The 11,701-nt window shown below is 44.4% G+C and carries 12 protein-coding genes; 9 read left to right on the top strand and 3 right to left on the bottom strand.

Annotation, left to right across the window (positions count from 1 at the left end; all coding sequences use genetic code 11):
* The first annotated feature begins 28 nt into the window (after positions 1 to 28).
* The 9 genes from AC57BQ_RS01885 (at position 29) to AC57BQ_RS01845 (ending at position 9,968) form a co-directional block, all read left to right on the top strand.
* Complete coding sequence (locus AC57BQ_RS01885) at positions 29 to 841, top strand: energy transducer TonB (RefSeq protein WP_496404662.1); 813 nt, start codon at positions 29 to 31, stop codon at positions 839 to 841.
* 28 nt (positions 842 to 869) lie between these two features.
* On the top strand, positions 870 to 1,319 hold the full coding sequence (locus AC57BQ_RS01880) for a helix-hairpin-helix domain-containing protein (protein WP_496404661.1): 450 nt from the start codon (positions 870 to 872) through the stop codon (positions 1,317 to 1,319).
* 136 nt (positions 1,320 to 1,455) lie between these two features.
* Complete coding sequence (locus tag AC57BQ_RS01875; RefSeq protein WP_496404660.1) at positions 1,456 to 2,784, top strand: bifunctional folylpolyglutamate synthase/dihydrofolate synthase; 1,329 nt, start codon at positions 1,456 to 1,458, stop codon at positions 2,782 to 2,784.
* Positions 2,785 to 3,188: 404 nt separating this feature from the next.
* Positions 3,189 to 4,181 (top strand): L-glyceraldehyde 3-phosphate reductase, encoded by a 993-nt coding sequence (mgrA, locus tag AC57BQ_RS01870; protein ID WP_496404659.1) that lies wholly within the window; start codon positions 3,189 to 3,191, stop codon positions 4,179 to 4,181.
* Positions 4,182 to 4,475: 294 nt separating this feature from the next.
* Positions 4,476 to 5,453, top strand: coding sequence for a Gfo/Idh/MocA family protein (locus AC57BQ_RS01865; protein ID WP_496404658.1), 978 nt, complete (start codon positions 4,476 to 4,478; stop codon positions 5,451 to 5,453).
* A 179-nt stretch (positions 5,454 to 5,632) separates the two neighbouring features.
* The gene (locus AC57BQ_RS01860) at positions 5,633 to 6,727 is read left to right on the top strand and encodes an AI-2E family transporter (RefSeq protein WP_496404657.1); all 1,095 of its coding nucleotides are present in this window, start codon (positions 5,633 to 5,635) and stop codon (positions 6,725 to 6,727) included.
* Positions 6,728 to 7,074: 347 nt separating this feature from the next.
* Positions 7,075 to 8,034 carry an MBL fold metallo-hydrolase gene (locus tag AC57BQ_RS01855; RefSeq protein ID WP_496404656.1) on the top strand — a complete coding sequence of 320 codons (960 nt, stop codon included), beginning with the start codon at positions 7,075 to 7,077 and terminating at the stop codon, positions 8,032 to 8,034.
* A gap of 63 nt (positions 8,035 to 8,097) precedes the next feature.
* The gene (locus AC57BQ_RS01850; RefSeq protein ID WP_496404655.1) at positions 8,098 to 8,985 is read left to right on the top strand and encodes an alpha/beta hydrolase; all 888 of its coding nucleotides are present in this window, start codon (positions 8,098 to 8,100) and stop codon (positions 8,983 to 8,985) included.
* 95 nt (positions 8,986 to 9,080) lie between these two features.
* Positions 9,081 to 9,968: an alpha/beta hydrolase gene (locus AC57BQ_RS01845; RefSeq protein ID WP_496404654.1), complete on the top strand. Its 888-nt coding sequence runs from the start codon at positions 9,081 to 9,083 to the stop codon at positions 9,966 to 9,968.
* A gap of 130 nt (positions 9,969 to 10,098) precedes the next feature.
* Here the strand turns inward: AC57BQ_RS01845 and AC57BQ_RS01840 are convergent, their stop codons facing one another.
* Genes AC57BQ_RS01840 through AC57BQ_RS01830 form a run of 3 tightly spaced genes read right to left on the bottom strand, consistent with a single transcriptional unit; the run spans position 10,099 to position 11,693 of the window.
* Entirely contained in the window at positions 10,099 to 10,665 is a 567-nt protein-coding gene (locus AC57BQ_RS01840) for a hypothetical protein (RefSeq protein ID WP_496404653.1), read from the bottom strand.
* 57 nt (positions 10,666 to 10,722) lie between these two features.
* Positions 10,723 to 10,989: an Ada metal-binding domain-containing protein gene (locus AC57BQ_RS01835; RefSeq protein ID WP_496404652.1), complete on the bottom strand. Its 267-nt coding sequence runs from the start codon at positions 10,987 to 10,989 to the stop codon at positions 10,723 to 10,725.
* Entirely contained in the window at positions 10,986 to 11,693 is a 708-nt protein-coding gene (locus tag AC57BQ_RS01830; protein ID WP_496404651.1) for a 2OG-Fe(II) oxygenase, read from the bottom strand. Before AC57BQ_RS01830 ends, AC57BQ_RS01835 begins: the two co-directional genes overlap by 4 nt.
* Positions 11,694 to 11,701: the final 8 nt, after the last annotated feature.

The following is an 11,701-nucleotide window of genomic DNA, read 5'->3' as shown; positions in this document are numbered from 1 at the left end:
TACTTGATACCGAATTTTAGATACTGAAATGGAATACAGGGAAGAAAATAACTATCCAAAGGCATTTGCGGCAACAGGCATTATTTTGGCTGTGCTTATTGCTGCCTGTTATTTTATCGTGTTTCAAAACCCGCCAAGGCAGGAAGAAGGTACCGGTGGTATATTGGTAAACTACGGTACGGTTGATGAAGGTAAGGGTAATGATTATATGAGCACCGAAGAACCTTCGGTTGCCGAAAAGGCCAATAATACCAAACCGGATAAAGTTACCCACGAAAAACCAACCGAGGATAAGCCCACCCCGCAAACCAGCGACAAAACCGTAGTAACCCAAAATACCGAGGATGCCCCGGAAGTGGCCGCGCCCACAAAAAAACCGACCAATACCGTATCTACCCCGCAGCCTACCAAAACACCGGCCAAGCCTACCGTAAACCAAAATGCTTTATATAAAGGTAAGGCCACAACCGGCACGGGCGAAGGCGACGGAACCGGCAATACCCCAGGTAACCAGGGCAAGCCAACAGGTACAACCCTCACCAACAATTATAACGGAACGGGATCTGGCAACGGCGGTAGCCTCAATTTGCAATCACGTAACTTTGTGAGTAAACCCAATGTTGATGATGGCAATCGCTTTACCGGCAAGGTAGTGATAGATATACAGGTAGATAAAGCAGGTAATGTAACTTACGCCAAGGCAGGCCGCGGAACCACCATATCAGATTATAACCTGATCCAAAAATGCGAGGATGCCGTAAAAAACTCCCGTATCAGTTCAGCAGATAACGCCCCCGATACCCAGAAAGGCGCAGTAGTATTTGTGTTTAAGGTAAATTAATTAGAATGACCATTTAACCTTGCAAAAAATGATTGCTATTAAAAAAAATATCGATCTCGGTTTAAGCATTTCCGAAAAGCAATTATTAAAGGCAAAAGGCATTTTACAAAAAAACATTACAGCCTATGCTATCGACGAAATAGCTTCGGTTATCAATGCCACGCCTAATAGGACAAAAACCCTCACCGCTTTATATGAATTTCAAAGCATCCCATCTGTGGGCATCAAATTCGCCAAAGATCTGATACTACTGGGTTATTATAACCTGTCGTCACTCCAACATAAATCGGCGCCTGAATTATTAAATACCTACGAAAAAACCATAGGATACCGTATTGATCCTTGTGTGGAAGATCAATTCAGATTGGTTGTACATTATGCCAATTACCCCGATAGCACTAAAAAATGGTGGGACTTTACTGCAGAGCGAAAAGCTTTCCGGAATAAACATGGTTACCCTGCCGACAGGCCGCTATAATAATTGGCATTAATGTCGCTGTGACCATATATCACAGTCTTACCATATTTTGATTATCCGAAACATTCAACCTATCATAGTAGTAATTTAATTTATAAGTTTGTTGCATATTCGCTATAGCTATGGTCTATCGACCATGGACCATGGACTATTCAAAATGAACTACCAGGAAACCATCCAATACCTGTATACCCAACTCCCCATGTTTACGCGTGACGGGGCTTCGGCTTTTAAAAAGGACCTCACCAATACCATTGAACTTTGCCAGCGACTGGGTAATCCGCAGCACGAGTTTAAAAGCGTGCACATAGCAGGCACCAATGGCAAAGGCTCCACATCGCACATGCTGGCGGCTATTCTGCAAACAGCGGGTTATAAAACCGGCTTGTATACCTCACCTCACCTGAAAGATTTCAGGGAACGTATCCGGCTTAACGGGCAAATGATCAGCGAGCAAACTGTGATTGATTTCGTTGCCTGCCATCGTGCCGATTTTGAAGATATAGCCCCCTCCTTTTTTGAAATGACCGTAGCCCTGGCCTTTGATGTTTTCGCCAAAGAAAAGGTAGATATAGCTATTGTTGAAGTAGGACTGGGTGGGCGGTTGGATTCTACCAATATCATTACCCCGCTCCTGTCCGTGATTACCAACATAGGTTGGGACCACATGAACATGCTGGGCGATACGCTGCAACTGATAGCCGGCGAAAAGGCAGGTATCATTAAAGCCGGTATCCCGGTTGTCATCGGCGAAAACCAGCCCGAAACCGCGCAGGTCTTTATCGATAAAGCTAAACAGGAAGACAGCCCTATTCAATTTGCATCAGATGTATGGACTATTGATGAAAAATCAAAAGTCAAAAGTCAAGAGTCGAATCTTTTGGAAATTGAAGTTAAAAGTTCAAAACTCAAAACTCAGCACTCAGCACTGAACATCGCGCTCGATCTCACCGGCACTTACCAACTAAAAAACGTAAAAACGGCTTTGTCGGCTGTAGAGGAATTACGCAGCCAGGGATTTACCATAACCGACGAGCACATAGCTATCGCTCTGAAACAGGTAAAAACACTCACCGGCCTGCACGGTCGCTGGGAAGTTTTAAATATGCAGCCGCTGACCATTTGTGATACCGGTCATAACCCGGATGGCATACAAGAGGTGGTCAAAAATATTGCCGCGGTTGATTACAAGCAACTACATTTTGTAATAGGTATGGTAAATGATAAGGATATTACCAAAGTACTCGCTCTGCTCCCAACAAAAGCTATCTATTACTTCTGCAAACCCGATATCCCCAGGGGCCTTGAAGCCGAAAGTATGCAGCAACAAGCCTTAAACTTTGGTTTACACGGCGATACCTACCCATCAGTAAAAGCAGCATTATCAGCAGCCCAGGCTAACGCAACAGATAACGACCTGGTATTTGTAGGTGGCAGCACATTTGTTGTAGCCGAGGTGGTGTGAACATTAAAGGTTTAATTGTCATCTCGAACGAGGTACGAGGAGAGATCTTTTGCGACAGATAAGTCTGGCTGCGAAACGACTCACCCCGACTGCGCTTCGCTGGTATCCCCTCCCTTCGCCTTTGGCGGAAAGAGGGTGGGGAAACCTTTTCACCCCGCGCGTCATTGCGAGGCACGAAGACAACCGACCAGCGGGAGCTCATTAATGCCAATAAGAACAAACACAACATTAATAATCTCTAAGCTATACAGAGCCGCTCTGCTTAACGGGGATTGCTTCGTACCTCGCAATGACGTACCTCAATTTATAATTCAAAAAACACTCCCGACTTAACAAATAATTTACTTTCGTTATCTACATAAAATTCTATTTTTACTCCTCAATATAATCCTCACACTTTTTATATGACATACCTACCATCAGCAGACAGATACAAAAAAATGCAATACCGCCGTTGCGGCCATAGCGGCATCAAACTACCAGCTATTTCGCTGGGTTTGTGGCACAATTTCGGGCATGTGGATGTAACCGAAACTTACCGTAAAATTTTACACCTGGCTTTTGATAGTGGCATTACACATTTTGATCTGGCCAATAACTACGGCCCGCCTCCGGGTTCTGCCGAAGAAAATTTTGGTCGCATTTTAAAAGAGGATTTCCGCGGCTACCGCGATGAGATGATCATCTCCAGCAAAGCCGGTTATACCATGTGGGATGGCCCTTACGGAGACTGGGGTTCCAAAAAATACCTGGTGGCCAGTTTGGATCAAAGCCTGAAACGCATGGGTTTGGATTATGTGGATATATTTTATCATCACCGTCCCGATCCGGAAACACCACTGGAAGAAACCATGGCCGCGCTTGATCTGATCGTTCGTCAGGGTAAAGCTTTATATGCGGGTATTTCTAACTACCCCGCCGAAGAAGCTGCAAAAGCTATCGCGATATTAAAAGATCTGGGTACGCCGTGCTTAATTCATCAACCCAAATATTCCATGTTTGTGCGCGATGCGGAAGAAGGTTTATTGGATGTGTTGGGCAATACCGGTGTGGGTTGTATCCCCTTTTCGCCACTGGCGCAGGGACTGCTGACCAATAAATACCTGCATGGCATCCCTGAAGATTCAAGGGCCGCAAAATCAACCGGTTTCCTGCAAAAAGACCAGGTTACCCCCGAAAGGATAGCACAGATAAAACAACTGAATGACCTGGCCCTGAAACGCGGTCAAACACTGGCACAAATGGCACTGGCCTGGTTGTTGAAAGATAACCGTGTAACCTCGGTGCTGATTGGAGCAAGCCGTGCCGAGCAGCTGGCCGACTCGCTAAAAGCGCTGGATAATATCACATTCTCCGCTGACGAATTAGCGCAGATAGAAAAAATATTAGCCGCCTAATTCCCTAAAGGGGGAATTCAATTTTATAAAGAATATGTCATTGCGAGCGTAGCGTGGACAACCGACCGGAGGGAGCTCATTAATGCCTTGAAAAAATAAATGGCAACGTTAATAATCTCGTAGAATACAGGGGCGTCTTGCATTATTCGCGATTGCTTCGTCGTTCCTCCTCGCAATGACATGTGGGGCACGTCATGAGTAACATAGCGAAGGATCATCTATTCATAACCTTGCTTATCGGAGGATGGATGCTTCGCTACGCTCAGGATGACAAAGTTTTAAAATACTTACGAAATGAGCAATATCAATTGGGGTATCATTGGTTGCGGCGACGTGACTGAATTAAAAAGCGGACCAGCATTTAAAAAAGTAGCCGATAGTAACCTGCTAGCCGTAATGCGGCGTGATGCGGCCAAAGCTGCCGACTACGCACAACGCCACCTGGTAGACCAATGGTATAGCGATGCTGAAAAGCTAATGGATGAGGCCGGTGTCAACGCCATTTACATCGCTACTCCTCCGTCCTCGCACCTGGATTATGCGTTAACTGCTTTAAAAAAGGGGTTGAACGTTTATGTCGAAAAACCGGTTACCCGTAGCGCTGCTGAGGCCCGTGCCATGGCCGAAGCTGTAAAACAGGGCAATAGCAAGCTTACCGTTGCCCATTACCGCCGTGCCGTTCCTATGTTTCTGGCGGTCAAAGAGCTGATCGACACCAAAAAGATAGGCGATATCCGCACCGTACAGATCAGGATGTGGCAAAGCCGCAAGCCTGAACTGATCGCTAAAACCAAAGACAACTGGCGGGTTAACCCGGAGCTTTCGGGCGGTGGCTATTTCCATGACCTTGCCCCGCACCAACTCGATCTGATGCTGTATTATTTTGGCGAACCCGAAAAGTATCATGGATTCTCACTCAACCAATCGGACGCCACCCTGGCCGATGATCATGTTTGCGGGCAGATCTTATTTAAAAATAAGGTAGTGGTAAACGGTTCCTGGTGCTTTAATGTGGCCGAAAACCTCACCACCGATACCTGCGAGATCATTGGTACCAATGGCAAGATCACCTTCCCGTTCTTTGGCAATTACATCAGCTGGAAAACCGATACCGAGGATGAAACCATAACGTTTACGCATCCGCAGCATATCCAACAACCCATGATCGAAAAGATAGTAGCCTACTTTAAAAACGAAGGCCCCAACCCCTGCAGCATTGAAGAAGCCATTGTATTGATGGATATAATGGACGCTTTTACCGGAAGAGAATAAAAATTTAGTTTTTATTTTAGGCATTTAGCCCCTTCTTTTCGCGCCCTGATAAGCAGATAGCGACAGCCTGTCTTTTGCTGGTAACTTATTAAAATCAAAATGGTAAATTATTATCTGTAATTATTGCTTAACTTCAAACATCCGCTCGTCATATATGTTACCAACTGAAAATTATCCATATGTCTACCAAAAAGCTGATTGCACCATTTTACGAACGACTTGCATTAACATTAATCGGCTTTTTGGCACTCGGATACCTGATCATTATAGGTAAAGACCTGCTTGACCCGATGATATTCGGGTTCATTTTCGCGATACTGTTGTTACCCGTATCCAATTTCCTCGAAAAAAAATGCAGGCTGCCACGCAGCGCGTCATCCTTAATATCCATATTACTGCTTATCGGTTTTGTTTACGGTGTATTATACCTGGTAGGCTCACAGATATCAAAAGTAGCCAACGATTGGCCTATGCTCAAAAACCAGGTAACACAATCATTGCAAGATCTGCGGGACTGGATACAAACGGCATTTCATATTAATGCCGCAAAACAAATGAACTATGTACACAGCACCGCCGATAAGCTTATGGCATCGGGTGGCGACGTTTTAGGTACAACTTTCGGGGCTATTTCATCACTCATGCTCTTTTATGTATTCATCCTGATATTTACCTTTTTTATATTGCTTTACAGACGGTTACTACTCCGTTTCGTTATCTGGGTTTTCCGCGATGAAAACGAGCATATTGTAATGGATATAGTAGAGAACATCCAATCCATTTTAAGACAGTATATCCTTGGCCTGCTTTTAGAAATGGTGATCGTAGCGGCTGTGGCTATCAGTGTTTTCCTGCTTATCGGCATCAAATATGCCGCGTTGTTGGGTATTATTGTTGGCTTATTCAACATTATACCCTATATCGGTATTTTTACAGCACTGTTGCTTAGTGCTATTATCACTTTTGCAACCGGTAGCATTAAGGACACTTTGTTAGTAATGGGAAGTGTGATCGGTATCCACGCGGTTGATGCCAACTTCCTGCTGCCAACTATTGTAGGCTCAAAAGTGCGACTTAATGCGCTGATATCATTTATAGGTATCATTTTAGGCGAAATGATCTGGGGCCTGTCGGGCATGTTTTTATCCATACCGGTTATTGCCATTTTCAAGATCATATTTGACCGCATCGAGAGCTTAAAACCATGGGGTTACCTGTTGGGTGGCGATTACGAATACAAAAAATCTGCCGCTGCCAAAATGAAAATAGAATAGCATTAATTTTACAGAAAAATAACACCTTTTTACAGGCACGTGTTTTAAAATCCCCCTCTTTTACTTTAAGTTTGTATTGTATTAATCCCCCTAACTAATGCAAATTGACAATGCCCCCCAGCGTCCTGTTTACAGGTGCAAAAAGTGCAATGAAGTACTTGATTTACGCCGTAAAAGAAGTTCATTCATCAAAACATTTCTCTTTTGGCTTCCCTTAAAAAAATTCTTTTGTACACGCTGCCTTAAAGTACGTTATCTTTTTTAATTACTACTCTGCTTAATGCCGCCGGATGATTAATTTAGTGGCTTCCCAGTTGCAAGGTTTGCAATTGAAAAACTTACTAAACATGCGCCTTAAGCAAGCTTTATTGATCATTACCTGTATTTTACTGCCTTTTATTACACTGGCACAATCCAAAAACAAACCTACCTTTCGGTTGGTGCCTTTAGGAGTATTGGGAGGTATTGATGAAAGCAACTTATCGGCCTATATGCTGGCTGCTGCCGGTACCAACCAATATATCTGCCTGGATGCGGGTACCTTGCATTACGGCATTCAAAAGGCAATAGTCAACAAAGCGTTCCAGGTACCTGGCGACAGGGTATTAAGGCAGTATATCAAAGGATATTTTATATCACATGCCCATCTTGATCATATAGCTGGGCTCATCATTAATTCGCCCGAAGACAGCAGCAAAAGCATTTATGGTCTCCAGAGCACTATCGAAACCATCAAAACCCATTATTTTACCTGGGCAAGCTGGGCCAACTTTGCCGATCAGGGCGAAACACCCGCTTTAAAAAAATACCGATACCAGGTACTTAACCCGGGTACCGAAACCGATATCGAAAGCACCCAGCTTAAAGTACAGGCATTCCCACTGAGTCACTCCAATCTTACCAGTACCGCCTTTCTGGTACAAAGTAATAATGATTACGTTTTATACCTGGGCGATACCGGGTCAGATGCCGTTGAGAAGAGCACGAACCTGCAAAACCTGTGGCAGGCTATTACCCCGCTCATCAAAAACAAAAAGCTAAAAGCTATCCTTATCGAGGTATCCTTCCCGAATGAACAGCCGGATAAAACACTTTTTGGCCATTTAACACCACATTGGTTCATGACCGAAATGGATAAACTGGCCACACTGACAAGCCCGGCTGAATTAAAGGGCTTAAACATCGTGGTAACGCACCTTAAACCACCTGCTAACAGCATCACCCGGATCAAAGCCCAGCTTAAAGCTGCCAATCAATTGCAGCTGAACCTGATATATCCTGTACAGGGCAAAGCGCTTAATTTTTAGATAGTATTTGGCTAACGCCAAAAATTACCTAAATTTCCATCAACCAAACTAAACCGCCTATCTATGAATACCATTCAGAAATGCCTGCTGTTTTGCTGCATCTTATGGGCCAACGCCTCATTTGCGCAACCGCAGGGCAAAGTAATTGAGGAGCAAACTGTTAAAAGCAGCATTTTAAAGCGCAACGTAAAATATACTATTTATCTTCCGGCCGATTACGAAACAGCCAACCGCAGTTATCCCGTGGTTTATTTGCTGCACGGTTATACCGATGATAATACCGGCTGGCTTCAGTTTGGCGAAATAAACCGTTATGCCGATAAAGCTATTGCCAATGGTACCATTCCACCAATGGTTATTGTAATGCCTAATGCCGATTCCAGCTGGTACATTAACTCCTATGATGGTAAAGAGAAATATGAGGACTTTTTTATCAAAGAATTTATGCCCCAGATTGAAAAAATTTATCGCATTAAAGCTGATAAAAAGTACCGGGGCGTAGCCGGGTTATCCATGGGTGGCTATGGCACACTCATTTATACTATTAAATACCCGCAGCTTTTTGCAGCAGGTGCGGCGTTGAGCGCAGCTGTAATACCCGACGATCAGATGGTTAGCATGCCCGATGATAATTGGGAAAAGGTATTTGCACAACTGTATGGTCGTGGGCTCAAGGGTAAAGATCGATTGAACAAAGCCTGGCAGGCAAACTCTGTTTTAAGTATGGTACAGGATAAAACCACCGAACAATTGAGCAGCGTACACTATTGGATTGATTGTGGCGATGACGACTTTTTAACCAAAGGTAATTGCCTGTTGCATATAGCGCTGATGGAGAAAAAAGTGCCGCATGAGTTTAGGGTACGTGATGGCGCCCATACCTGGACCTACTGGCGTACCGGAATCACGGATGCTTTGCAATTTATCGGCGATAGTTTCAGGCAGAAATAGAGCCTTTGATGTGCAGATGACAACGCATATATCTCATTAGAAAATGTCTTGATACCTGATACTCGCTACTTAATACTAAATCGATACCAAAATTTATGAAAATATACCTTAAGCTCTCCTTGCTTTTACTATTTTTAAGCACTGGCACCGCATTTGCCCAGCATATTGGTAAAGTGATAGACGAGCAAAACATAAAAAGCGATATTTTAAAGCATAACGTAAAATACGCCATTTATCTGCCTCCTGATTATGAAACATCAAACCGGACATATCCGGTGGTGTATCTGCTGCATGGTTATGGCGACGACCAAACCGGCTGGCTGCAGTTTGGCGAGGTGAACCACTATGCCGATAAAGCTATCGCCGAAGGCAAAATCCCACCCATGATCATCATAATGCCCGATGCGCAGGGCACCTTCTACATCAACTCTTACGACGGGAAACAGAACTACGAGGATTTCTTTTTTAAGGAGTTCATCCCTGATATTGAAAGGGAGTACCACATCAAAGCCGAAAAAAAATACAGGGCTGTTGCGGGATTATCTATGGGAGGTTTCGGCACACTGGTGTACAGCTTAAAACATCCAGAGATGTTTTCGGCAGCGGCGGCGCTGAGCGCGGCCGTTCGCAGTGATGAGGACCTGATGGCCATTCCTGACGCACGTTGGGCCGAAGTATACAGTAAAGTGATCGGTCCTGACCTGAAGGGAAAAGAACGCTTAAATGCTACCTGGCAAAACTATTCAATATTGGGCATGGTACAAAGCAAAACTACCGACGAACTGAAAAGCGTACGCTACTGGATAGATTGCGGTGATGACGACCCCTTGAGCAAAGGTAACTCCCTGCTGCATATCGCCCTGATGGAGAAGAAAGTTCCTCATGAATTCAGGATCCGTGATGGCGCCCACAACTGGACCTACTGGCGCACCGGCATTACCGATGCCCTGGAGTTTATTGGCGATAGTTTCAGACAGAAGTGAGCCTTAGATGTGCAGATTTCAGATGTGCAGATATGCAAATGATTCATATTAAACAGATATTAAAAGCATCTGCACATTTGAAATTTAAACATCTGCATATCCTTATGCTCCCCCTTTAGGGGGCTGGGGGTTACTGGCTACTTAAAATATCTTCACAATTCTTTTTCAATCCGACAAGCCGCGCGGGTAGAGTATCAATGCTATGCTGATCTTTTATGTTCCGGTAAAGCAGCTTGATCAGATTAAGCGTTTGATCGTCCGGGTCGCAGGCCTGTGCTTTTTCCAGGTGAGGCAAGGCCTTTTTTATTTTGTCGATATAAGCTGCATCCACAACCACCTCATTAGCTGGTTTACCAGAGATATCCTTGATATACAAATAACCCAGGGCGCGATGAGCGACATAGTAATTGGGTTGAGCCGCCAAAACCCTATTATAGTACATAATAGCGTTCATGCTTTGATGATCGCCTTCATAAACCTGTGCCATAAAATTATAGAAGCTGGTACGGGTGTTTGGTTTCAGTTTGGCTGTATCGGGTAGTATTTGTTCGCCAAGGGTCATGGCTTTTTCCATATTGGCATTCAGGAATGCTTCGTTAAAATCAACGTAGCGGTCGTACACCTCGTCGGCGGTTTGCGCGTAAGTAGTTCTGCCAGCAATAAGGATACATATAATGAAGAATGTTTTCTTTAGCATGATGATAAGATTGGCTAAATGTACTTAGCCAATCTCATTAACGCAATAAGGTACGCTTTAATTATGTTGGGAATTCTTCCACCTCCGGTACTCCTGCACCATGCAATGCCCGCAGGGGCGGTATCCCAAGCTAATTGCTTCTGCTTCTGAAGTAAAGAAAACACGGTTCTCCGGTTTCATTCGTTTACCCGATTGGCAGTTCATCGTACCATAAATTTTAAGCAGGGCATTACCCCCAAATTGTACCTGATGGTTATCGAGCATTTGTTTTAGCCTCCTGCTCCGGGTAAAAGTGATATCGCCTAATTCAATATGCCTGATCATTTGGCGTCATGAAAGATGATGCCCATGCTACGGCGTTTACCGGAGGCGATCTCTCCAACTCCATGTTTCATATTTACCCGGTGATAACCCGTGCTGCCTTTTGCCGGGCGGTAACTGGTGGTGAATAACAGCATATCCCCTTTAGTAGGTTTCAGCACCATAACGCGCGATTGTGCCCTTGGCTTTTGCTCCATCAATATAAACTCACCGCCCTCATAATCCAGGCCGGGTTCATCCAGTATAAAAACCAGTTGCATGGGGAAAAACACTTCGCCATACAGATCCTGGTGCATAGCGTTGTAGCCTCCCTGGGTATATTGTAATATCAGGGGAGTTGGCCTCAACTGTTCATGCTCATGGCAATGCTGCAGCAACTCTTCCAATGTATCCGGGAAGCTTTGCTCTTTGTTCAAAAACTGCATCCAGCCGTTGGCAATGGGCGCCAGTTTGGGATAAACGCTTTCCCTCAACTGCTGGATCAGTACGGGCAGGGGGTATTTAAAATATTTATACTCCCCCAGCCCGTACTGATGATGCTCCATCACTATAGTTTTGCGGTATAATTGCTCATCGGGGTATTGAGCAGTGAGACTATCACACTCATCAGCCTTCAATACATTTTTCACCAGCGCATAGCCTTTGCTATTCATCGACGAGGTGATATCCGTCCAGTTTAAACCGTCAATTCTTTCTTGAATGTTCATATCTGTAC

It is taken from the genome of Mucilaginibacter sp. BGA-UO-ETr-C110 (assembly GCF_059567985.1).
Note: the sequence above shows the minus strand (reverse complement) of the source record. Positions and strands in the feature narration are given on the sequence as shown.

Bases quoted from the DNA above. Each gene is read 5' to 3' on its own strand.
- AC57BQ_RS01885 (WP_496404662.1), top strand. From the start codon at position 29: ATGGAATACAGGGAAGAAAATAACTATCCAAAGGCATTTGCGGCAACA.
- AC57BQ_RS01850 (WP_496404655.1), top strand. From the start codon at position 8,098: ATGAATACCATTCAGAAATGCCTGCTGTTTTGCTGCATCTTATGGGCC.
- AC57BQ_RS01880 (WP_496404661.1), top strand. From the start codon at position 870: ATGATTGCTATTAAAAAAAATATCGATCTCGGTTTAAGCATTTCCGAA.
- AC57BQ_RS01845 (WP_496404654.1), top strand. From the start codon at position 9,081: ATGAAAATATACCTTAAGCTCTCCTTGCTTTTACTATTTTTAAGCACT.
- mgrA (WP_496404659.1), top strand. From the start codon at position 3,189: ATGACATACCTACCATCAGCAGACAGATACAAAAAAATGCAATACCGC.
- AC57BQ_RS01840 (WP_496404653.1), bottom strand. From the start codon at position 10,665: ATGCTAAAGAAAACATTCTTCATTATATGTATCCTTATTGCTGGCAGA.
- AC57BQ_RS01865 (WP_496404658.1), top strand. From the start codon at position 4,476: ATGAGCAATATCAATTGGGGTATCATTGGTTGCGGCGACGTGACTGAA.
- AC57BQ_RS01860 (WP_496404657.1), top strand. From the start codon at position 5,633: ATGTCTACCAAAAAGCTGATTGCACCATTTTACGAACGACTTGCATTA.
- AC57BQ_RS01875 (WP_496404660.1), top strand. From the start codon at position 1,456: ATGGACCATGGACTATTCAAAATGAACTACCAGGAAACCATCCAATAC.
- AC57BQ_RS01855 (WP_496404656.1), top strand. From the start codon at position 7,075: ATGCGCCTTAAGCAAGCTTTATTGATCATTACCTGTATTTTACTGCCT.
- AC57BQ_RS01830 (WP_496404651.1), bottom strand. From the start codon at position 11,693: ATGAACATTCAAGAAAGAATTGACGGTTTAAACTGGACGGATATCACC.
- AC57BQ_RS01835 (WP_496404652.1), bottom strand. From the start codon at position 10,989: ATGATCAGGCATATTGAATTAGGCGATATCACTTTTACCCGGAGCAGG.